Origin of the sequence: Butyrivibrio sp. (assembly GCF_015056685.1) — a bacterium.
Classification (GTDB): Bacteria; Bacillota; Clostridia; order Lachnospirales; family Lachnospiraceae; genus Butyrivibrio.
This window is the reverse complement of record NZ_SVFW01000002.1, coordinates 55,386-78,322: the sequence shown is the minus strand read 5'-3', so window position 1 is coordinate 78,322 and position 22,937 is coordinate 55,386. Positions and strand designations below refer to the sequence as shown.

Genomic DNA, 22,937 nt, shown 5'->3' with positions numbered 1-22,937 from the left:
TGTTATTCAAAAGATATTCCACTAAAATCCACTACTTCTTCAAGCGCTTTTACAAAGCCCTCAAGACCTGTTTTATCTTCCTCTGTAAATCTGCTAAGGCTTGGACTGTCTATATCAAGAACGGCTACTACCTTTCCATCTTTGTGGATCGGTACTACGATTTCAGAATTTGATGCACTATCACAGGCAATATGTCCCGCAAACTCATGAACATTTTTTACAAGCTGTGTCTCATCATTTCCTGCTGCTGTTCCGCAAACGCCTTTTCCAAGCTCTATTCTGATGCAGGCTACCTTTCCCTGGAATGGTCCCAGCAAAAGAGATCCTTTATCCATAAGGTAAAATCCCGCCCAGTTAAGGTCCTCCATGTTTTCATATAATAATGCTGACGCATTGGATAAAACAGGTAAAAAATTGGGTTCATCCTCTGCCAGCACTTTGATCTGCTGCGCTAAAAGTTTGTAATCTGTCATAACTCTGCTCCTTATTACTATTATCCGATACTGGGCAGGTATGTGCCCACCGCTCATTAGCACGATTCTATCATTATTTTGTCTTGTGTACAATCTATTAATAATGGTGACCGGAACAAAAGTTTTCACATGAGTGCTATAATAGTGAATTATAGAGGAGCACTATGATTAACAGAAATAAGATCAAAAACAGGATCACCAACCAGGAACAAATCTCAAATTCTTTATTTTTAAACCTTATATTAGCCTTCAGCGGAGGTTTTCAAGACGCTTATACATATATAGTTCGTGATAAAGTCTTTGCCAATGCACAGACAGGAAACATCGTACTAATGAGCACTTATCTTATGGAAGGACACTTAGCCAGAGGTCTTAAATATCTTTTCCCACTTCTCTCTTTTGTGAGCGGAATATTTATTGCTGATATTGTGAAAAGCAAATATAAGAATGCAAAAGCGCTTCACTGGAGACAGGGTATCGTCCTTGCAGAAATCGCAATAATGATCGTGGTAGGTTTTCTTCCACAAAATACTAATACATTGGCAAGCTGTATGATCTCTTTTGCCTGCGCATTACAATTATATTCATTCCAAAAAGTTCATAAAAACCCTTACGCCAGCACCATGTGTATCGGTAATATGAAAAGTGGCACCACTGCTTTTGCAGCCTTTTTAAGAAACAGAGATAAAAAAGATCTGTTCAAAGCTTTTGATTATATGGCTGTGGTCTTTACCTTTGCTTGTGGAGCAGGCATCGGCGGTAATTTTTCGCAATTATTTGGTGAGGTAACAATATGGACATCTGCGGTACTGCTTTTTGTCTGCTTCCTTATAATGGATCTGGACAGAAAGACCGGAGATAACGCATTTTAAAATTATATGAGGTAAGTACTATGAAAATTGCAATGGCTAATGATCATGCTGGAACACAGATGAAAGAAGAGATAAAGGCATACCTTATCTCTCAGGGACACGAAGTTAAGGACTTTGGCACTTACGATAACAACTCATGTGATCTGTCCGACTTTGTTTATCCTGCTGCCCTGGCAGTTGCCAAAGGCGAATGCGACCGAGGTATTTTTTGCGACGGAGTAGGCTATGGCAGCGCTCTTATCGCCAATAAAATAAGCGGATGCTACGCAGCAGTTTGTCAGGATCCTCTTTGCGCCAAGCTCGCAAGAGAGCACACAGATTCTAACATCCTGTGCCTCGGAGCTAAGATCATCGGCGGCCTTATGTCCATGGAAATCGTTAAGACATGGCTGTCAACTGATCCTCTCATGGAGGAAAAATACAGAAGAAGAGTTCAGAAAGTCTGCGACATAAACGACAAGCACTGCGTCCCTGTAAAATAAAGAACAAAAAAACCTCAGACATTGTCTGAGGTTTTTTCTTACAAGAGCGATAGACGGGGCTCGAAGTATTTTATCAAGAAAAGAAGAGAGGAAACATGCGGGTTTCCAGCCGTCCGCCCCGGCTATACACACACTTAGTCACACAATCTATTTAGCATGTACTATTAGGTAAAACAACAGTTTTCACTCTTGTGATTTCCTTTTAAGCAGCCAAAAATGATTTTGATTATCATCTGAATGCATTACATTACATCCAAGATTTCTCTTTTTTCCTGGATTGTCCTTAAGTAGCATACCAAGCATGGTATTAGCAAATGCCACATTATGAACCTTTGCAGGCTCTACTTTAAATAAAAGCGCATATTCTCGGCCATCTTCTAGTTTGGAGAATTCCTTGTAATACTCTTTGACATGATTCCATCCATGTTTTTCATAAACAATTTCGTAAGCGGGATTATTTAAAAAATCCAGGAAATTGTCCTCTTCTTCTCCATCTTCACTATCTTCATAGTCCTGATAGTCATAATCACTATCATCACTTCTTGAGATCATGCTTTCAAAAAAGTCTGTAACACCATCTATCATCTGGCTATATGATTCCTTATCAATTTCAAACTCTTCTGAAGGATCATATCCTTCCATTTGCTTCCGAACCTGATCTCTTATAATTTCTAATTTCTGTCTCATGTCTTTTATTTCGCGCTGATATGACTGACGGATTTCTTTCATTCTTTGAAGTAGCTTTTCCTGTTTACTAATCTTTTGGGAAAATGCATCATAGATAGTTTCATCATCTGCGCTAAGAAGTTCTTTTATTTCATCAATTGTAAATCCAACAGACTGCAAATTTTTAATCTTTAAATAATCAATCGCCTGCTCCTCATCATAATAACGATATCCAGTCCATTCATCTACCTTAACCGGTTTCAGCAGATTCATGCGATCATAGTATCTTATAGTCTGAGGGTTGCATCCACACAGCTTAGAAAACTCCTTTATAGTCATATCACGCATCTCCTTTCTGAAACCGTTTTATCATTATAGTTAAGTATAAGGTCAATATTATTATTGCTGTATTGCTTAGTGGATTTCAAGTGGACCACGAAACAAATCAGGACACGCAGATGTATTTAAAAAAAAATATAATGAAAATCAAACAAAATAGTGTTATCTTTTAATTAGACCGTAGGAAGGCAAGGGTAATGCCTGAATCCAAATATTCCATTAGCGGGATTAAGAATGGTATATCCATTCTTTTTTTATCTAAAGGGAAGTAAATAACTTATGAATTACAGAATAATGACAGAAAAAGATCTAAATTATGTTGTCGAAAAGAACATTGAATACTATAACGCCGTTGAAGATTGCTGCTGGACATTTGAAAAAGCGTATAAGAGAATTCATCAGGTATTAACAACGGAAGATTCCATGTGTATGGTCCAGCTTGATGCCAATAATAATATAACAGGCTATTTAATGGGATATTTCAAAGAATTCGATGACGTAAGGGGATACTTCCTTGAAGAAATTGTTATATTTAAGGGCTTTCAAGGAAAAGGTTATGGAACAGATTTTTTAAAGGAACTAGAACATATGGTTCAAAAGAATGGTGCTTCTATCATAGAGCTAAATAGTGTAAATGATGAGATGCACAAACACTTTTATTCAAAACTTTCTTATTATGAGACAAAAAATTTTGTAATGATGGGAAAATTTTTGAATTGAGCTCTCGTCACAAATAAAAAAGGAAACATGCGGATTTCCAAGTTGTCTACCTTGTTATACACACACTTATACACACATTTAGCAGAAAAGGAAGATGCACAGATGTACACCTTCCTTTAATCATCACTTGTCTTGATAGTCGTCTCTTGTTATAGCAACATATTTAGCATTGATATCCTCGGGAACATCCAAATCAAGCCAGGTACGTTGACTTTGGAGCTGTATTTACTGAGGAAGTCTATCTGAGAATACAATCAGATTTGCTGTTGCCTTTTCTGATTGAGTAAGAGGTTTGTACTCGCCGGAATCATATAATTTATCCAGTACAATCATAGCAATAGTATTATCAACATACCATTTTACAAATTCAAATACTATGAAGTCCTGCATCTGCGGCGGATAATTCTTTGCAAGCATAACAGCCTGCTCTATAGCAATCTTTGCAAACTCATCAAGCTGATCCTTATCTGGAGAAGGGATTAATGCATCAAACTCTTCCATGGATTTCTTGACAACCAACACATTTAGTTTGCCATCATCTGTTATAAAACCTCTCTCACGAAGACGCTTGAACTTTTCTTCATTTGCCTTGTTATCCTCGATGTCCCCGCAGATTACTTCATCTATGGCATCGTAATCCGTATTGAGGTTGTTTTGCCACATCCCTTTACGACTGGAAAATCTGCTGTCGTTTGACCATGATTGGACTGCAGGGTACTTCCATGCATTTCGCATCATTGAACCACAGGCAGTGTAATCTCTGGTACTTTCTTCTATGGTTGGTTTAAAGTCAGGATCAATAATCTCCGGCTTAAGATTTACAGTAACATAGTATTCTCCACCATCAAGCGTTTTTACAAGATATGGAGCTACGTTCCTTTCAATAGACAGATTGCATTTATTAGTAATGGCATAAAATATGCATGTAGCTTCAAAAAGCTCCGGGTTGCCATCGGGAATATACACATCTGTAATCTTTTTTATTGCTTCCTTTACCTTAGGAACATAGTTTTTTAGTAAACTATCTGCAACTTTTATCTTGCACTTTAGTATCTCTTCTTCCTGCTCCAGACTGCGCTCCTTTGGAGTGAACTTTACGTATGTGGTATACCTTTTCCCGCTTGTTTCTACCAAGAACCCGTTTTTTTCAAGTACAGCAATTCTGTCTTCGAGATAAACCGGTGTCATGCCCATTTCTTCGGCAATTCCTTCCTTGGTTTTGGGGCTATCATAGACACTATATACAATGTTAAGGTTAATCTTATCATTCAAATAAACATCCGGCCCACCTTTACTCCCCGGGTGTCCATTGTGATTAATACTCATAGCTTCGATTGGTGCAATTCCCAAGCTTCCTACTTTTCTTTCCATAGAAAAATTCTCCTTCAAATCATTTCTGGCTTTATTCAGATGCCATTTTACTGTTCCTTCCGAAAGATTCTCTTCAGCTGCTATTTTCTGAATAGATTTTCCTTCGTAATAAAATGAATAAATGATCTGTCGTCTTTTTTCAGAAAGAAAGCCAATCTCCTGGCGGAGTTTCTTGAGATCTTCATCTTTTTCTCCGAGATTGTAGTTATCGTAATATGGAAGCTCCATTCCGTCCAAAGAAATGCCTCGGTACTTTTTTGCGGTATTTACATATTTTGCATATGTATGCTCGCAAATACGCCAGACATAGCCTTCCACGTTGAATACTTCATTAGCCTCAAGTAATGATAAATACACTTCTTTTACCATCTCTGCCGCAAGTTCTTCCGATTCCTCAAGGGAAAATGCTTTCTTTACTGCAAATCCGTAGATTTTTGGAGAGTATTCTATTATAAGTTTGTCTGCTTTTTCCTTGATCATACTCATTCCCCAACATATCATTTATCCGTACCAGCGCTGTACGGATATATAGTGTAAGAAAAATAAAAAAGGTTGGTGAAAAAATAAAAAAAATTCAATTAAGTGCAAAGAATATTATTGAAAATCTTAACCACAACAAAATTTAAATCTTTATTCAGAGAAGCTCTTTGCTCTGAATAATTCCACTACTTCTCCGGAAGAGATGCATTTTGGCTGGTCTGTATGAATGTAGTAAATAACCACATGCAATATGCTAATTAAATGACAAGGTACAGGAAATGAGCCTTATAACTCACTTCTTGTACCTTGTTATCATTTTCCAGTTCGGTGGGAAGCCCATAGAATCAAGAAGTATTTTCTCTGATAATATTGGTGAACTCTTGTCTGTCTTAGCTATTAATGCACTTAATGATTTTTTAAATGCTATAAAGTCTTCATTTGAAAGCAAATATCTAAATGATATTACTACAGAAAATAAGTCTTTTTTACCAAGAATATACTGTTGTCCTCGCATTGGAATCCCAAGCTTTTGATGCAAAACTGTATCAGGAATATCATATCTGTCTTTATAGCTGAAAAGCCTCTCGTTGTGGGCACAGACGTTTCTAAAGTGCGTTAAAAGTCGAAGATACATTGATAGATCCAATTGATTAACGCCTTGAAAATGCTGACTGATACGCGATTTTAATGAGGGAGACAATAGTGAATACATCTTTGAAGTCTGGCCAAGTGTAAGTGTCTTCATCAATGCATACAAAGGAACGTTACCGTATGTTTTGCGTTGATATACAATATATTCATGCTCAGTATCGGTATTGGCAGTATAATTCAATATTTTGATTAGCTTGGGTATACTTGCCTTGCTATGCTTGGTATTGTAGTAGTTAGCAGGATTCAAATAGGCGCTTTGAATATTAGAATAAGTATCACAAAAATGATACGAAATGAGAGATCGCATCTCCTGTTCAATGATTCTGATATACTTGAAAACCAAATCTCTTAATGCATCATCAAAATTGTAAAGAACAAGAACATCATCAAAAGTAGTTCCTTTTTTATAAGTGCGACTCATTCTGTCATAAAACAGATCCTTATATCCGCCAATAAGAGCATAATATGATATTTTTTCGAGAGATTTTTCAGCAGCTTGAACATCTTTTATAATTAGCCCTTTATTAGTAGACAGGTGCTGTATCTGCTGAGCGTAAGTAAGGAAAGGCTTTATTGGTTTCATGTGTCGTCCTTAAAAAGTGTTATAAAAACAGAAAAGAAGGGCCCGTGGGTCCTTCTTCCGATCGCAGGCATCGCGAGTTTCTGCGACCTGATCACTAATATTATAATATCAGTTTAGAACTTGAATTACAATATCGTAATTTTTAAGCCTTCATAAAACAAAGAGTTATTTATAAAACTGAAATGCATATAATAAGCCCAACATAGAAACTCCGTCCTTGGTTTCATTATTTTTTAGCATCTCAAGTACTTGTTCTTTCGGAAGCCATTTTTTATATGCAACTTCATCAGTATCGAATAGTGAGCCTTCCATATCTACTCTGGCCGCAAAGCAGTGGCATATACAGTCTGACATACCATTGGCAGGATTTTGAGAACAAAGAAAACCTACGTCTTTCAAAGAACAGCCGGTTTCTTCAATACATTCTCTTCTAGCAGCTTCTTCAGGGCTTTCGCCTTCTTCGATTTTACCGGCTGGGATTTCCCATTCAAGTCTTCCAACAGTATATCTTCTGTGGCGAATAAGCAGCACTTCATCTTTTTCATTAAAAATCGTCACACAAACAGCTTCCTTTGGATAATGCACCTGATGGTACTTTTCAATAATATAGCCACTTGGAAGTTTTACCTTGTCAGCGTACAAACAAACAAAATCACTTTCATATATTACTTTTCTATCAAGCCTTTCAGGCATAATTATATTTTCCATATTGTCCTTTCCGATTTACTTTATCCTATGAATCCTACTTATTCTTTCACAGGTTTCTCAATCTATCACATCAACAATCTTCATTTCAGTTACAGCTTACCGGTGGTTTCCAAGGTTTAGGACAGAGAAGTGTAGTTCTGCCTATATCCGGAAGAACATCATATATAGAACATCCCATACGAACTTCAAAATCTTCTTTTATCTTGAATGCAATCTCCCAGCCTTTTATGTAGCCTTCCATAATTCCGTATCGTCTTGTAACATCAACAAATCTTTTTTCCAGAATTACAAAACCATAATCTGCGGCAAGAGAATCACAGAGCTGGATCAGCTTGTCATAATCATTCGGCTCACCACAATTTATTATGTAATCTTTGATAGCCTTCTCATGTCCTGTTTCGGGCTCGTAGCTAAACTCATTCTGCATGCGAAGATAGGAATGTGTCATGCAAATTCTGGCTGGCTCATCCCATCCTTTTTCCATGCAGTATTTGTATCCCTCATATACATGCCTTGGAATATTTACTATACCTACTCGTCTGCCTATATCATGAAGGAGTCCAAGTATATAGGCTTTCTCTGAATCCATATCATGAATCTTTTCAGCAATGTTACGAGCTGCTATGCCAACATTTTTGGAATGATCTACCCATGGTCCGGGATTTAGTTTTCTTGCTATTTCTAAATCTTCCAAAGCTTCTTTGACACTTGGAAACATCTGTTATACCTCCAATCTTATCTTTACTATATTCAGGCGCGCACTGAACTTATATCATGCTATAATCAAATTATAAAAGGTGACGTTACGTAACCTTCAAGCACTTTTTAACTATAATGCCTAAATGGAGAAATCTTTATGAATAAAAAAGGCTACTATTCATCCGGACAATTTGCCAAAATGGCTCACGTATCTGTAAGAACTATAAGATTTTATGACCAGAAGGGTCTGCTTGCGCCATCTTATATAACCGAATCAGGTGCGAGATTTTACACAGATTACGATTTTGCTATTCTACAGCAGATATTGCTTTTAAAGTACCTGGGATTTTCTCTGGATGAGATAAAAGAAATACCAAACGGTCAGACTGATAATCATTTCATTCTAAATGCCCTAAAAATGCAGAAAAAGCTGCTTTCAGAGCGAATTGATGAAATGAAAAATGTTGAGGCAGGTGTAAATGCCACCATTAAAGCTATAGAAAGCTCTGCCACTCCCGATTGGAAGCAGATGCTTGATCTGATTCACATGACTTCAATGGAGAACAACTTAAAGAGCCAATATCAAAATGCCAGCAACATCTCTGCCAGGATAGAACTTCATGACAAATATTCTACAAATAAACAAAGATGGTTTAATTGGGTATTACAGGAATGTGATATCTCTTCCGGGAAGAATATTCTTGAGCTGGGTTGCGGTAATGGAGCATTATGGGCTGAGAACATAAGCGAATTGTCCAGGCACAAATATAAAGATATACAAATAACTCTTTCAGATATCTCTGCAGGTATACTGCATGATGCAAAGCAAAATATAGAAAGTGCTGAAAAACCATATTCAAAAGAACTACGAAACATATCATTTTCTTACAAAGCATTTGATCTTAATGATATACCATTTGAAGATAATTCTTTTGATCTAGTAATTGCGGGTCACGTCCTTTTTTATTGTGAGGATGTCCAACTTGCCTGTAAGGAAATAAGCAGAGTGCTAAAGCCTGGCGGAAGACTAGTCTGCAGCACATATAGCAGTAACCATATGAAAGAAATCAGAGAGCTGGTAAAAGAATTTGATGATAGAATAGTGCTTTCCAGCAATGACTTATACAAAATATTTGGTTTGGAGAATGGTGCTGATATATTGCGCGGCATATTTGGAGAAGTGGAGCTAAAGAAATACAAGGATGAAATAATCATTACTGATGCTGGTCCTCTAATAGATTATATTTTTTCGTGTCACGGTAATCAGAACCACTATCTTCTGAACAGGTATGCAGAATTTAAGAATTATATTATGAAAAAGGTAAGTCATGAATTCCACATCACCAAGGATGCCGGGCTCTTTATCGCAATTAATTAAAAAGACCACTTCGAAGACTACTAAAATTATTCTTATTTACGATTTGTATTTCGGTTGTCATATTCTTGGTGTATACTATGAGTACGAATTGGGGTATGTGTTTGCGGACACATACTTGAGAGGATTGGAGAAATCTGGTCCTCTTTTTAATTAATGATTTATATAGTCTTTTATGCTGAAAAGAAAAATACAGATTGACACAAAGATGTCAGCCAATTATACTTACAACTAACAATTTTCAGGAAACGAGTAGCTATGATAAAATTCAGCCTCACTACAACAGAGACAGTCACTACTACATCCGTGAATACAGTTCAGGGATCTGTTTTTGTTATGTATGATGAGGAAGAAGTTTTGTATAGAACATAATCATTGTTATACAACTAATAATGTATCTAAAGCCTCATCAAGCGAGAGTTTGATGGGGCTATTTTTATGAATAAAGGAGCTTTTGAAAATGGGATATGTTTTTAATGTTAAGGATAGACAAAATACTTTTAATGATATCGTATCAATTGCTAAAGAATGCAATAAAATAATTTCCCTGGTTCAAGTCGGATCTGGATCTGCAGGATATCATGACGAAAAGTCTGATCTGGACTTTGTGGTAGCACTTGATTCAGGTAATTCCATGTTGGAAGTGATGGATTTTATGCAGCAAAGAATATGCGAAAAATATGATGTTTCTTTGTTTAGACAGGATGAAGCAAGACATCTACAAGTTTATGTATTAGCAAATCTTTTAGAGATAGATATTGGATATGGTGGTTATCAGCATGCGGCAGCCATAAAACCAGGTTTTAAAGTCATCTATGATAAATCAGGTACTGTTGAGGATAAAATGAATCAATCCAGAGAGTATATGGACGACAGGATATTTGGAGATAAGTATAAGAAGGACGTGGAGTCTATTCAGAATTCTTTTTGGCTTCATCTAATGCATGCAGCGGTAGCTGTTAACCGAGGAAATACTTTACGAGCGATTGGATAACTTGAATTTGTCAGAAATCAGTATATTGATTTGCTTGGGGATTGCCATAGGTTAGAAAGCGCGTTTAATCGTGAAATGGATAATCTGCCAGAAGATGCCAAAGATAACATTAGAAGTACATATGTATTTAGTGAAAATCCGAGGGATCTATGGACGAGCATATTAAATCTTACAGATTTGATATATGAAGAGATGAAAGATTATTCAATTCCAATCTCGCAAGAATTGCTTTGTGAGTATTATAATAGCCTTAAGTAACTACAGAAGAAAATAAATCAGAGCCCATACATAAGCATGGGCTCTGATTTGATGACATTTTCTTTCGATAGTAAACTATCTAGCTGGATTGTGGCCTGAATGTCAAACCCTTCAGTAAGGCTCCTGTTATCACCCTTTTCCAGCGGGGCCATAACTTTCATCACCTGAACGGGGTCTCATGTACCTCGTTTTCTTTGATTTATATATATCATTTTTTTCGGTTTGTCTATGATAAATCAATAAAAATAGGACGTTGCCGTAGCACCGCCCCGTCAAAGCATTTCTGCTTTTTATGTTATCTTGATTGTATAAGGTTCTGTTTCAAATTGTCAAGGATTATCTTATCATAGTCACGCAAATGGGCAAAATGAATCTATACACACACATACACAAAAAAGAATCGTGAATTTTGGACAAATAAAAAATTCCGAAAAGCCTATAAATACTAGACATTTCGGAATCTAAAGGTTAGAGCGATAGACGGGGCTCGAACCCGCGGTCTCGACCTTGGCAAGGTCGCGCGTTACCAACTACGCCACTATCGCATATATGTAAAGTCGCTTTCGCGACAGCAAAAATAATATTAAAGCATTATGCGATAGATGTCAATATTTTTTTAACAAATTATATGAAAATTATTTCCTTCTTATTGATCTGCAGCCCTTTGCAGTGTCGCCACTAATGTCTCCAGATCCATGTCAACGCCAAAGCTCGCAAGACTCTTAAGCGGCATTCCTTTTATCATTTCAACAAGCATCATATCAGGATTTTCTTTGTCTGTAGCTGCAGCAAACAATCCGGATTCTTCGGACAGTTCGTTCATCATCTTCTCATAGGCCTTTGCAGTTCTCGGATCAGTAGCCAGTTCCTCTATTGTAGTTGCTCCATCAATCTTAAATGGTGGCAGTACTTTTGTTTCATTCTGCACAGAAGCGCTGCACAAAATATGGTCGCTGGAATCTCCAACCAGGATTTCATAATCTCCTGAAGGAGCATACCATCCCTTCATATCACTGTTCCAGTAAGCCAGGCTGCGACTATCGATTGTTATACTAACCGTCTTTGTTTCTCCCGGATTTAAAGAAACTTTCTTAAAGCCCTTTAGCTCTTTTACCGGTCTGCCGGAAGTACCTGTGTGGTCGCTCACATACAGCTGAACAACTTCTTTTCCTGCCATGTTTCCTGTATTTGTTACATCTACAGAAACTTCTATTTCAGAATTGTCAGTCATTGTGCTGCTGGAAAGCTTCAGATTATCAATCTTAAATGTTGTATAGGACAGACCATGCCCAAATGCCCATCTGACAGGCACTTTCTTGGTGTCATAATATCTGTATCCTACATAAACACCCTCGGCGTAATCAATTGTTCTTCCATCACCGGGGAAATTCAGATAACTTGGGTTATCCTCAAGATGACACGGGAAACTCTCTGCAAGGTGTCCGCTTGGACTTATCTCACCAAACAAAAGCTTGTCTGTAGCCTCACCAACTCCCTGTCCACCAAGGTACATTTCAAGGATTGCTCCCACATTATCTGCCCAATCTGCTTCGATAGGACTTCCGTTATGAAGTACTACCACTGTATTTTTCTGAACTTTTGCTATCTCTTCAATAAGCTTTATCTGGGCAGAAGGAAGCTTCATATCTGCTCTGTCATACCCTTCAGACTCTATATAGTCAGGCAGACCTGCAAATATAACTGCAACATCTACAGATTTTGCCAGTTCAATTGCATCTGTCAGATCTTTTTCGGTTATGCTGTCTGCATCGATTGGAAATGCCGGAGCAAATTCAACGTTTCTATTTCTTTTAATCGCTTCATCAAGAGCACTTACTACTTTTGAAGAATTTATATGACTGGAACCGCCGCCCTGGTATCTTGGTGTTTTTGCAAATCCGCCGATGTAGGCAACCTTTTTGTCTGCAGCAATAGGAAGTACTCCGTTATTCTGTAAAAGAACTGCACATTCACCTGCAATCCTGACAGCCTTGTCATGATCTTTATCTCTGTCAAATACTGCGTCAGCGTGTTTGCCATGGTTATCCACAAATCTGTAGACTATCTCCAATATCTTTTCCACAGCTGCATCAAGCTTGTCCTCTTCGAGAGCACCGCTCTTTACTGCTTCTACGATTTTTTTATCGTTGAGCGTTCCGGGTCCCGGCATCTCAAGCTCAAGACCTGCCTTTATTCCCTGCACTCTGTCATCTACAGCTCCCCAGTCAGTCATAACAAAGCCTTCAAAGCCCCACATATCTCTGAGAACATCTGTCAAAAGATATTTATTATCCGAAGCATATGTGCCATTTATCTTGTTATAACTGCACATAACCGTCCAGGGCTGAGACTTTTTTACTGCTATTTCAAAGGCAGGAAAATAAATCTCATGAAGTGCCCTTTCGGAAACCTCAGCTGAGGTGCTCATTCTACGATATTCCTGATTGTTTACTGCGAAATGTTTGATACTGGTTCCTACATCCTGTGACTGCACGCCATTTATATATGACGCAGCCATCTCCCCAGCTAAAAATGGATCTTCAGAAAAATATTCAAAATTACGTCCGCACAGTGGACTTCTTTTGATATTAACAGCAGGACCAAGGACGACACCTACATTTTCAGCCTGGCACTCATTGCCGATTGTTTCTCCCATATCTCTGATAAGATCCACGTCGAAGCTTGCAGCCGTTGCACAAGCAGCAGGAAAACAAACAGCTGAGATACTGTCATTGATTCCAAGATGATCAGCTTCTTCTGCCTGTTTGCGAAGACCGTGAGGTCCATCGGATACCATGATTGCAGGAACTCCTAAACGTTCCACTGCCTTAGTATGCCAAAAATCGGCTCCTGAACACAGACTAGCCTTTTCCTCTATTGTCATGTCCTTGATAATATTTTTTATTGAATTAGGCATTTTATTACCCTCCTAAATGTAGGAACTACACTTTATCAACAGTCAAGTATAAAAGACGCTGTTACATCTCATCACAGACCTGATATATCACGAATTTCAAATAATAAGATGAAGTTCCGCCAACCAAAATCGGGTGGTCAGCTGCCTGCTGCCTGAACTCAACCTGCTTTATTCTCTTATGAGCATCATGGGCTGCATCAGCAATTGTCTTAAGGAACAACTCTTCATCCATAAAATGTGAGCATGAACATGTGGCCAAAAATCCGCCGTTTTTAACGAGCTTCATTCCACGCATATTTATCTCTTTATATCCTGTAGCTGCTTTTTTTATTGACGCTCTGGACTTTGTAAAAGCCGGAGGATCAAGGATCACAACATCAAAGAGCTCTCCCTTTTTCTCGAGATCCGGTAAAAGTTCAAACACGTCTGCGCACTGAAATTTTGCGATGTTTTCAAGGCCATTAAGAGCTGCGTTTTCTTCAGCCTGCTTGCAGCCAAGGTCGGAAGCGTCTACACCAAGCACAGATTCAGCGCCTGCTGCCGCGCAGTTAAGTGCAAAAGATCCTGTGTGAGTAAAGCAGTCCAAAACTTTTTTACCCTTACAAAAAGATGCAATAGCTTTTCTATTGTTCTTCTGATCAAGGAAAAATCCGGTCTTCTGACCATTTTCCACATCTACGTAGTACTTAACACCATTCTCTGTAATGATGACCTTTGTATCGAACTCTTTTCCGATAAAGCCTTTAGTTCTCTCAAGTCCCTCAAGTTCTCTTACCTTGGCATCACTTCTCTCATAGACGCCCTTAATCTCAATGCCATCTTCTTTCAAAACTTTTTTACAAAGATCAATTATGAGCTCTTTCATCCTGTCTGTTCCAAGAGCAAGTGACTCTATTACAAGAACATCTGAGAATTTATCAATTGTTATTCCGGGCAAAAAATCTGCCTCACCAAAAATAAGTCTGCATGAAAGCTCATTTATCGGCTCGTTGGTCGCAAGTACAGCTTTTCTATACTCCCAGGCATCACGGATTCTCTTTTCAATGAGTTCCTTGGTAACAGGATTCTCTTTTCTGCGTGACATCATTCTGATCCTGATCTTGGACTTAACATTGATGAAACCATACCCCATGAAATATCCATCGAAATCATGAAGCTCTATAATATCTCCATTTTCAAAAGAGCCTTCAACTTTATCTATTTCATTGTCATAAACCCAGAGACCTCCCTTTTTAAGCTCGCGGCCCTGGCCCTTCTTTAATATTGCTACAGCACTTGAATTACTTATTTCTGACATTTTAATTCCTCTATAAAATAAAAATTTGAATTATATGTTGACAATACACTAAATTTATTCTAAAATCAATTCGTTGTCACAGATGTGACACTCATATGAATGCGATAGTGGCGTAGTTGGTAACGCGCGACCTTGCCAAGGTCGAGACCGCGGGTTCGAGCCCCGTCTATCGCTCTACTACCCAGATTTATTATCTGGGTTTTTTATTATCGAGGCGTGGCTCAGTTTGGTAGAGCGCTGCGTTCGGGACGCAGAGGCCGCAAGTTCGAATCTTGTCGCCTCGATTCAGAAATAAAGGCTGAGCCGTCAAAAGCTCAGCCTTTACTAATTTACTCTACAAGCTGTCCGTAAAAAAGAAGCTCCGGATTCTCGCTGTCTGTGAGAATCATATATTTAAACGGTTCATCTGCTACGAACTCTTTTACTTCGGGCTCTTCAAGAGCACAAGCTTCAGTCACCATAACTGCTGTAGCAGCTGCGGCTTCAATACCTTTCTCGTCCACCTTGATCTTAGTTTTCTGAATAATATCAGAAATAAAAAGTTGCATCTCGTCGCTCATTATTGAGAAGTCTGCATCAGATGTAAATGCTGCCTCAGCCCCATGGGCTTTGCAGAAATCTATTAGCTGATTTTCTGACAGCGCTGTCTCTGATTCAAATTTCGGAAGCTTAACTTGAACCTGCTGAGAATCTGCTTCAGCCATCCTGGCTATAACATCATCCACTTCACCAATGATAAATACAGCATTTATGCCACCATTCATTGGAAGGACTACAAACTTTCCTTTCTCATCCTCATAATACTTGAACTTGTTTTCCTGATTCATGAAATCTTTTTTTACTGTTTCTCCGGAAATAGTTTTAAAATCGCCTTCTTCCGTAGCATATTCATAGAAATCATTTACCCAGTAGGTGCGTAGATACAGCGTATTTACCAAAATAAGATCGGCATATGACAGGTCGTTACTGATGTATGGGATTAGACCATTGGTGTTTTCGTTGATCCAGCCATTTACTGTATCTGTAATCTCGTCTTCAGAGACATTTTCAGCAGTTGCTCCGAAAGTATCTCTCACATATTTCATATATTTCACGGACAACTCTCCGCTGGATTTTGTATTTCTCCAGATGGAGTTTTCCAAATTAAAAGCTCCTTCCGGCTCCTTGGCATCATCACCGTAATAATCCTTGTATTTGTTAAAATCTTTTCTGGCTGACTTTAACCATTCATCATATGTATCCACCGATTCTGATACACTTTTGTACCATGCGGTCAGCTCATCCATGCTGCTAAATCCCATAACATTCAAAAGTTCATCTTTTGTCTCATTATCGGCGCCTGCCACAGCAAGAGACAGAGCTGCTCTAAAGGAAGTCGGGGATATCATGTAGTTCTTGTCTTCAAAGCCGGTTTTCTCGATAAAATCTATAAGCGAACTGTTAAAATCCATGTTTATATCCACATCCTTAATCTCCGAAACCGTAACCTCTGAAACATCAGTTGTGCTCACATCTGTATTTGAGCTTTCATCTTTCTTGGACGTTATCTGTGTATTTCCCGGTTTTTCCGTATTCCCACATCCCAAAATAACGCCGGTAACTAGTAATATTGATATTAAAGCTGATATTATTCTTTTCATAATGTTCTCCCTTGTCATTACTGTCTTACGAATACTCTCCATACTCCTTCATTGGGATCAATGTGCACTACTATCGCATCCTCATTAAGTACAAAGAATTCTGTCTCTGCTGACCTGTCAAAGTTCTGCTGTCCATCATCTGAAGGTTCGCCATCCGTATATGATGTGACCTTAAGTAAGTCATCGTCTAAGATTTCGCCGATATACTCTTCGCCGGAGTCTTTGTAAAGTGCTCCCCCGTACATTAACATTGCAGGATAGTCGGAGTCATCAGTCTCTGTAATTACAGCTTCTTCACTTTCCTCAGGAATAGCCTCCAATGTTGTGATTTCTTCTGTTTCATCTACAGACTCATATACAGTAGTTACATGATTGTTTCTGATCACAATTCCTGCCACAACCATAAGCAAAAGACCTGCCACAGCAAGATAGTAACTACGAAAACGTGCTATTTTACTATGCTTTGAAACTGCTTTGTCAGCGTTTTTTATGTACTTGGGATTAATGCCGCCGATGGCATCTAATAGATCATGTTCGTTCATACAGTGAATCCTCCGTCTGCGAGATGCTTCTTAAGTTTTTCCCTCATCCTGAAAAGCGTGGTCTTTACTTTACTCTGGGGAAGAGAGTATTTTGCACATATCTCAGTTACGGAATCAAAGTACCAGTATCTTCTGACAAAAATATTTCGTTGCTCCTCCGGGCATGCTTCCAAAAACTTGTTTATGGTCTCCGAAAGCTCCTTTGCATCGAATTCCTGCGAAACATCAATATTCCCCGGGATACACTCCTGCATCTCGTCAGTAAGCTCGCAGTACAGGGCAGATCTCTTTTGCCTGTTCTCATGACGAAGCCTGTCTATAGCTAGATGCCTGACAATCTTTCCGACAAATGAAAAAAGATACGTCCTTGGCTCGTTGGGCGGTATCAGATTCCAAGTCTGGAGGTATGCATCGTTTTCGCATTCCTTGGAAGTTTCTGCATCTGATAGTACGTTCTGGGCTATTCTTTTAAGTTTGGTTCCGTATTTCTGAGATGTCTGCGTTATAGCTGATTCATCTCTTGATAAGTAGAGCTCTACAATCTGTGAGTCATCCATGAAGATGATCCTCTCTTTCTTTTTAAGGCCTTCACCTTATATAGCGACATTAATCATAGCATGGTTACATTTTTTGAAAAAATATTATTTCGAGTGATATGTTTTAATGTCCTGAATCGTATTCCAATTATTTTATTATGCATTTTCCGATTGGATTTGGAAAAATCTTACCTCCAACCTCCGGTTGTATATACTTGAAAACTGCGTCATTGTGCGTAACAGTACAATACTTTACAATTGTTCATGTAAGAACTGAAATGAAGCTTCGTTTCTTCAAAAATCACACAAGGCTGAGGAAATATATGTAACTAATCACAAGGAACATATATGTATGGATCATCTTCAGGCACAGGCAAGAATTTATGAAATACTTGGAAAATTTGAGGATGCCATTAAGTATGTCGAACTACAGATTAAATATCTGGAAGAAGAATGGAATATCACTGAAGGTGCGGATGTTGCAGCTCTTTTTGAGGAAAAGAGAAGACTTCTAGATAAGATAAAGGCAGATTTTTGATTTAAGCTTTCTTTTATCACCTAGCTATATCTTCAATTATTGTTCATTATTATGTTAATATTTATATAGAATAACAATCACGGAGGTAAGAGCAGGCATGAGAACAAAAGAAAAGAAAATCATAAATCATAAAATTCTCGATAAGCATTGGCTTATTGGAACAATAGGGCTTATGCTTTGGGGCGCGATCATAAGTAATGTTGTTGCATCGATAGCTTCTATCGTACTAAAAAGAATCATTCCATTACCAACAGAAGATATTAATTATATTGGTTTAATAGTTGGTGCTTTCATTACACTATGTATTTATAAAAGATGGTTCTATCCCGAGTATGAGGGCACTCTTAAAACAGTTAATCTTGGCAGATGGATCATTATTGGTTTTATCATAGTTATAATATGGCTTTTACCGGATGTTATAACTTCCCTCATTCTTAAAACAAACTTTGCACCTCCCACATTGCACTCTGTCCTTATGGCCTGTGTCGCAGGAACTGTTGAAGAAACTATATTCAGAGGACTTCCTGCTTCATACCTGATGAGACAGATAAAAAAGAAATCTCTAATACCATGGGTAGTCATAGCAACAGGATTAATATTCGGCCTGGTACATGCTGCAAACATATTAGCAGGCGCAAGAATAGATTCTTCTATTTTACAAGTAGTTAGCGCAACCTGTTCAGGCATCATGTTCGCGGCACTTTTCCTTCGAAGTGGAAGTCTTTTACCATCAATTATCGCTCATACAATTAACGATATATATGCTTTCATGAATGTTGATCTGGTATCAGAAGGAATACTGGATGGCGCTCTAAAAACTTCAGATATAGTTCTAAATCTTGTTCTTTCTGTAGTTGAACTTGTAATTGCATATTTTATATTGCGCCCGGCTGTATGGGACGAAGTTATGGAAACCTGGAATAGAAAATGGAACCAGCCCAATGAGTCAACTTAAAGAAAAAAGCGGATTTGAGAATTTCTCAAATCCGCTTTTTGGTAAGCAAATGTATCCACCTTCTTTTGTTACTCCCAGAACAATTCATCAAGTGTTTTATCAAGAGCCTTGCATATAGCAATACAAAGGCTGATTGTGGGATTGTAGTCCCCCTTTTCTATGGCATTGATCGTCTGCCTTGATACCCCGCACAGGTCGGCAAGTTGCTGCTGGGATAGATCCTTGCCGGCGCGGGCAGCTTTCATCTTAAGATTCTTCATCCGCAGCACCTCTCTTATCCAATAAATACTTGATCGCTATACCAACAAGAACTATCGCAAAAGAAACTGCAAACAAAGTATTAAATGAAAAACTTGTTGCAAAACCTGCATCATTAAAGCCGCGATCAAGACTTACTATTGCACAGTATGCATTGCTTATAGTAACTATAAGCAGAACTATTATCCATGTTTTTGCCTTCTGGCCAACCTGCAGATATGCATCGTTAAATATGCAGTACAATGTGTAAACAACTATACCGATGTATGCAGATGCAAGTACCACAAACTGTGGAGAAACAAACTCTTTTGTTATCCCATAGAAGAAAAGAGAATAAAATACATTTATACAGACAACTGTCATGAAGCTTATCTTATAGCCCTTGCCTCTTATAAGTATCTGCCTTTCGTCGTAGTGCTCCTCTCCTGCATGATACTTTTTCCTAAGAAAAAATGATATCAGTAAAATCGCAAATGTAACTGCAATTCCAACTATTACTCCCAATGAATAACTACTCATAACTAACCTCCAAAAAAGAATCAAATTTATAAACTACTTTGTCAGCTGATAGTTACATAATACACTTGCGATAGCATAATGTCAATTATATTTTACATTTTGTCATTATGATTTTCTCTTCTTTTTCTTCTGACTCTGTTGATATGCCTCACAAAGTCCCCATTTTCAATGAGTTCAGCAAGAATATACTGTTCAAGGGCAGGTACAGTACAGGAGTAAAAACCAATTTTGTCTCTAAACTGCTCTTCAAGCCTCTCAGGAATTACCATATAGGCAGTTCTCATAAAAGAGCCGATGGTTCTGCTAAAAGTATTAACATAGATAACTCTTCCACTGTCATCCCTTGAATATAGCGTCTCTTCAGGCTTTCTGCTCTCTGAAAACTCTGATTCAAAATCATCCTCAATAATAATTCCGTTTTTCTTCTGACTCCAATTGATATACTCAGATTTTTTTGCAGCAGAAGCTGTAACTCCGGTGGGAAAGCTTCGATAGGGTGTAACATGAAGAACCTCTGCGCTGCTACCCCACAGATACTCACTTTCAATTCCGTCCGGCCCCAGCAAAAGCCGCTCAGTCTGTATTCCCTCCGCCTCATACACATCGCGGATTTTGTGATACGAAGGATCCTCAATAGCAAAAATCTTTTCTCTCCCCAAAGCTCTTACTATGAGGCCATACAAATATTCGGCTCCGGAGCCTATGACAATTCTTCTATAATCTGCCTCTATCCCCCTGTTTTTGGCAAGATAATCCGATATGGCCATTCTTAAGTTTTCGCAGCCATAAGCGTCAGGCCTTACCTTGATCTCTTCCCCGTATTCTGACAGCACTCTTCGGGCGGTCTTGGCATATATGTTAAAAGAAATCTCTTCTGCCTTCTCGGCCACTTTAAAACTGCTTACTTTTCTAATTGGCTGCTCTGATTTATTACCATAAAAATACTCATTTTCCCTATAGCTTACAAAATACCCGCTTTTTTCCCTGGTTATAATATAGCCCTCTTCAACCAGCAGCTCATAAGCATGCTCAACTGTGATCACGCTTACTCCATAGTTCTCCGCAGTTACACGTTTTGACGGAAGTTTTGTATTATAAGCATAAACACCTGATACTATTTTTTTCCTGACATCTTCATAGATTTCTATATATCTGGTCATATAATTTTCTCCATTTTTGGTAATTTTAATAGTACCACCTTAATGTTATATTACACAGTATGAAAAAACAACACGGAGGAGTAATATTATGAACAATCGTGAAAAGAATCAGACTTTACTCAAGATAACCTATTCAGGCCTCATGGCAGCCCTTTGCTATGTTGGTTATGCTATTTTCCCTGCAATCAACGCTGCCGGAACCAAGATTCATGTAGGAAATGCATTTGTAGTCCTCGGGGCACTTTTACTTGGTGGCCCTTATGGCGGAATCGCCGGTGCAATCGGACTATCACTTGCTGATATCCTCGGTGGATATGCCCAGTCAGCTCCCAGAACATTTATCTGCAAGCTTGTTATTGGTCTTATCGCAGGTCTCGTTGCTCATAAGATTGCTAACATTTCACATAATCATCCAAAGACATACATTGTAAAATGGTCAATTATTTCAGCTGTTGCTGCACTTGGATTTAACTGCATTTTTGAGCCTTCACTAAAATATGTATGGTTCACACTTTTAACTCCTGATGCAGAAAAAGCTGCTTCTGCCATCAAGGCCCTTGTAGCAGTAACAACTTACACAACTATCATAAATGCCGTAATAAACTCAGCAATCGCAGTAGTTGCCTACATTGCACTTCGCCCGGCACTCTACAAGCTTGGCCTCTTCGGAGAAGTTGAATCCACATCACTTCATGAAAAAAACGCTTAATAAAAGTTCAAATAAAAACTCTTCGGTTCTATCTTTAATTATGCAAGAAGGCTCAGGGTGTCACTCCCCTGAGCCTTCTTCATTTTAATCAGCCTTTGCTGCTTCATTATTATCTTCTGCTTTTTCTACCCTTTCAGCCTCATCAGGCTCCTTAACTTCTTCAACCTTATCACTGAGATCTTCAAGCACAATCTTCATCATATCTTCACTTGAAGGATTCTCCAGTGTTGCAACTCTTCTGGCCTGATTGGTTATTATCTCTTCGAAAAGATTTCTGACCTCTCTAGCATTAGCAAAATTGTCGATATTCTCGATCTTCTTTGCAGTAATAAGCGCCCTTATCTGATGCTTTGCATCCTCTTCCACAGTGTAATCGTATTTTTCACAATTCATGTAGAAGATTTTCTCAAGCTCATCTATGTTATAATCCGGGAATTCAATGTATTTATTGAATCTGGACTTAAGTCCAGGATTGCTGTCGATGAACTTCTTCATAGGCCCTGTATATCCGGCAACAATGACAACAAAATCATCTCTGTTATCTTCCATTGCCTTAAGTATTGTATCTATTGCCTCCTGGCCAAATGCATCATCTTTCTGAGCAAGGGAATACGCTTCATCAATAAAAAGAACTCCTCCCATTGCCTTTTTTATCTGCTCCTGAGTCTTTATGGCAGTCTGTCCAACATATCCGGCAACAAGGCCTGATCTGTCAACCTCAACAAGCTGGCCTTTTGAAAGAACTCCTATCTGTTTATAAATCCTTGCTATAATTCTTGCTACAGTAGTTTTACCTGTTCCGGGATTTCCGGTAAAAACAAGGTGAAGTGAAACCGGAACAGATTTAAGTCCCTGTTCCTTTCTGGCCTTTTGAACCTTAACGAAAGAAGTCAGCTCTTTTACATCGTCCTTTATTGTATCAAGGCCGATCAGCTTGTCTAAATCCTCCATTGGATCTGTTTCAGGCTCTGCTGGCTTTTCTTCCTCACTTTTCTCAACTGTAGGCCCGGACTTTACCAGCTCTTTTGCCTCATCTATGGCATCTCTTGCCTGTTTTACAGCATCTGCCTCGCTCTTAACCTCAGGCTTTTTTACATCAGTTGTTTTCGGAATACTGGTAAAAAAGTCGTTATACATACTCCCTAACAAATCTCTATCCATTATTTTACCCCTAACACGTTTTTTACAAAAAGAA

At 38.4% G+C, this 22,937-nt stretch carries 23 protein-coding genes and 3 tRNA genes; 10 read left to right on the top strand and 16 right to left on the bottom strand.

Annotated features, from left to right (window positions below):
• Positions 1-2: 2 nt before the first annotated feature.
• Complete coding sequence (locus E7303_RS01225) at positions 3-473, bottom strand: GAF domain-containing protein (protein ID WP_292143471.1); 471 nt, start codon at positions 471-473, stop codon at positions 3-5.
• Between the two features lie 164 nt (positions 474-637).
• On the opposite strand from E7303_RS01225, the gene E7303_RS01220 reads away from it, so the two are divergent.
• Entirely contained in the window at positions 638-1,345 is a 708-nt protein-coding gene (locus tag E7303_RS01220; protein WP_292143470.1) for a YoaK family protein, read from the top strand.
• Positions 1,346-1,365: 20 nt separating this feature from the next.
• On the top strand, positions 1,366-1,827 hold the full coding sequence (locus E7303_RS01215; RefSeq protein WP_074888022.1) for an RpiB/LacA/LacB family sugar-phosphate isomerase: 462 nt from the start codon (positions 1,366-1,368) through the stop codon (positions 1,825-1,827).
• 183 nt (positions 1,828-2,010) lie between these two features.
• Here the strand turns inward: E7303_RS01215 and E7303_RS01210 are convergent, their stop codons facing one another.
• A complete protein-coding gene (locus E7303_RS01210; RefSeq protein ID WP_292143469.1) occupies positions 2,011-2,832 on the bottom strand; it encodes a helix-turn-helix domain-containing protein in 822 nt (273 codons plus the stop codon).
• Between the two features lie 279 nt (positions 2,833-3,111).
• Between E7303_RS01210 and E7303_RS01205 the strand changes: the two genes are divergently transcribed.
• Entirely contained in the window at positions 3,112-3,552 is a 441-nt protein-coding gene (locus E7303_RS01205) for a GNAT family N-acetyltransferase (protein ID WP_292143468.1), read from the top strand.
• A 225-nt stretch (positions 3,553-3,777) separates the two neighbouring features.
• On the opposite strand, the gene E7303_RS01200 is transcribed toward E7303_RS01205, so the two are convergent.
• The 4 genes from E7303_RS01200 to E7303_RS01185 all read right to left on the bottom strand — a co-directional run bounded on the left by E7303_RS01200 (position 3,778) and on the right by E7303_RS01185 (position 8,063).
• A complete protein-coding gene (locus E7303_RS01200) occupies positions 3,778-5,403 on the bottom strand; it encodes a sigma-70 family RNA polymerase sigma factor (protein WP_292143467.1) in 1,626 nt (541 codons plus the stop codon).
• A gap of 292 nt (positions 5,404-5,695) precedes the next feature.
• Positions 5,696-6,637, bottom strand: a complete 942-nt coding sequence (locus E7303_RS01195) for an Abi family protein (protein WP_292143466.1) — start codon at positions 6,635-6,637, stop codon at positions 5,696-5,698.
• A gap of 165 nt (positions 6,638-6,802) precedes the next feature.
• Positions 6,803-7,345 (bottom strand): NUDIX hydrolase, encoded by a 543-nt coding sequence (locus tag E7303_RS01190; RefSeq protein ID WP_292143465.1) that lies wholly within the window; start codon positions 7,343-7,345, stop codon positions 6,803-6,805.
• An 85-nt stretch (positions 7,346-7,430) separates the two neighbouring features.
• Positions 7,431-8,063: an HDOD domain-containing protein gene (locus E7303_RS01185; RefSeq protein WP_292143464.1), complete on the bottom strand. Its 633-nt coding sequence runs from the start codon at positions 8,061-8,063 to the stop codon at positions 7,431-7,433.
• A gap of 138 nt (positions 8,064-8,201) precedes the next feature.
• Between E7303_RS01185 and E7303_RS01180 the strand changes: the two genes are divergently transcribed.
• Positions 8,202-9,422, top strand: coding sequence for a MerR family transcriptional regulator (locus tag E7303_RS01180; RefSeq protein ID WP_292143463.1), 1,221 nt, complete (start codon positions 8,202-8,204; stop codon positions 9,420-9,422).
• Between the two features lie 457 nt (positions 9,423-9,879).
• Positions 9,880-10,413: a hypothetical protein gene (locus E7303_RS01175; protein ID WP_292143462.1), complete on the top strand. Its 534-nt coding sequence runs from the start codon at positions 9,880-9,882 to the stop codon at positions 10,411-10,413.
• Positions 10,414-11,143: 730 nt separating this feature from the next.
• On the opposite strand, the gene E7303_RS01170 is transcribed toward E7303_RS01175, so the two are convergent.
• The 3 genes from E7303_RS01170 to E7303_RS01160 all read right to left on the bottom strand — a co-directional run bounded on the left by E7303_RS01170 (position 11,144) and on the right by E7303_RS01160 (position 14,885).
• Positions 11,144-11,216 (bottom strand) — tRNA-Gly (locus E7303_RS01170).
• A gap of 101 nt (positions 11,217-11,317) precedes the next feature.
• A complete protein-coding gene (locus tag E7303_RS01165; RefSeq protein ID WP_292143461.1) occupies positions 11,318-13,588 on the bottom strand; it encodes a glycoside hydrolase family 3 C-terminal domain-containing protein in 2,271 nt (756 codons plus the stop codon).
• 61 nt (positions 13,589-13,649) lie between these two features.
• Positions 13,650-14,885 (bottom strand): class I SAM-dependent rRNA methyltransferase, encoded by a 1,236-nt coding sequence (locus E7303_RS01160; RefSeq protein WP_292143460.1) that lies wholly within the window; start codon positions 14,883-14,885, stop codon positions 13,650-13,652.
• 101 nt (positions 14,886-14,986) lie between these two features.
• Here E7303_RS01160 and E7303_RS01155 point away from each other — a divergent pair.
• Both E7303_RS01155 and E7303_RS01150 read left to right on the top strand, forming a co-directional pair.
• Positions 14,987-15,059: transfer RNA gene (locus E7303_RS01155), tRNA-Gly, on the top strand.
• A gap of 36 nt (positions 15,060-15,095) precedes the next feature.
• Positions 15,096-15,169: transfer RNA gene (locus tag E7303_RS01150), tRNA-Pro, on the top strand.
• 45 nt (positions 15,170-15,214) lie between these two features.
• Here E7303_RS01150 and E7303_RS01145 read toward each other — a convergent pair.
• From E7303_RS01145 to E7303_RS01135, 3 genes are read right to left on the bottom strand one after another with little or no spacing between them, the layout of a single operon-like run.
• Positions 15,215-16,525 carry a serpin family protein gene (locus E7303_RS01145; protein WP_292143459.1) on the bottom strand — a complete coding sequence of 437 codons (1,311 nt, stop codon included), beginning with the start codon at positions 16,523-16,525 and terminating at the stop codon, positions 15,215-15,217.
• Between the two features lie 17 nt (positions 16,526-16,542).
• Positions 16,543-17,067: a hypothetical protein gene (locus tag E7303_RS01140; protein WP_292143458.1), complete on the bottom strand. Its 525-nt coding sequence runs from the start codon at positions 17,065-17,067 to the stop codon at positions 16,543-16,545.
• Positions 17,064-17,624, bottom strand: a complete 561-nt coding sequence (locus E7303_RS01135) for an RNA polymerase sigma factor (protein WP_292143457.1) — start codon at positions 17,622-17,624, stop codon at positions 17,064-17,066. Before E7303_RS01135 ends, E7303_RS01140 begins: the two co-directional genes overlap by 4 nt.
• 331 nt (positions 17,625-17,955) lie before the next feature.
• Between E7303_RS01135 and E7303_RS01130 the strand changes: the two genes are divergently transcribed.
• Together E7303_RS01130 and E7303_RS01125 are read left to right on the top strand one after the other, a co-directional pair.
• A complete protein-coding gene (locus E7303_RS01130) occupies positions 17,956-18,141 on the top strand; it encodes a hypothetical protein (protein WP_292143456.1) in 186 nt (61 codons plus the stop codon).
• A 97-nt stretch (positions 18,142-18,238) separates the two neighbouring features.
• A complete protein-coding gene (locus tag E7303_RS01125) occupies positions 18,239-19,096 on the top strand; it encodes a CPBP family intramembrane glutamic endopeptidase (protein WP_292143455.1) in 858 nt (285 codons plus the stop codon).
• A gap of 68 nt (positions 19,097-19,164) precedes the next feature.
• Here E7303_RS01125 and E7303_RS01120 read toward each other — a convergent pair whose 3' ends face one another.
• The 3 genes from E7303_RS01120 to pdxR all read right to left on the bottom strand — a co-directional run bounded on the left by E7303_RS01120 (position 19,165) and on the right by pdxR (position 21,033).
• Entirely contained in the window at positions 19,165-19,356 is a 192-nt protein-coding gene (locus tag E7303_RS01120) for a helix-turn-helix transcriptional regulator (protein ID WP_022772280.1), read from the bottom strand.
• A complete protein-coding gene (locus E7303_RS01115; RefSeq protein WP_292143454.1) occupies positions 19,343-19,873 on the bottom strand; it encodes a hypothetical protein in 531 nt (176 codons plus the stop codon). The genes E7303_RS01120 and E7303_RS01115 overlap by 14 nt, the downstream gene beginning before the upstream one ends.
• Before the next feature lie 92 nt (positions 19,874-19,965).
• On the bottom strand, positions 19,966-21,033 hold the full coding sequence (gene pdxR, locus E7303_RS01110; protein ID WP_292143453.1) for a MocR-like pyridoxine biosynthesis transcription factor PdxR: 1,068 nt from the start codon (positions 21,031-21,033) through the stop codon (positions 19,966-19,968).
• Positions 21,034-21,121: 88 nt separating this feature from the next.
• Between pdxR and E7303_RS01105 the strand changes: the two genes are divergently transcribed.
• On the top strand, positions 21,122-21,742 hold the full coding sequence (locus tag E7303_RS01105) for an ECF transporter S component (RefSeq protein WP_292143452.1): 621 nt from the start codon (positions 21,122-21,124) through the stop codon (positions 21,740-21,742).
• Positions 21,743-21,826: 84 nt separating this feature from the next.
• Here E7303_RS01105 and E7303_RS01100 read toward each other — a convergent pair whose 3' ends face one another.
• On the bottom strand, positions 21,827-22,903 hold the full coding sequence (locus E7303_RS01100; RefSeq protein ID WP_292143451.1) for an AAA family ATPase: 1,077 nt from the start codon (positions 22,901-22,903) through the stop codon (positions 21,827-21,829).
• Positions 22,904-22,937 lie beyond the last annotated feature (34 nt).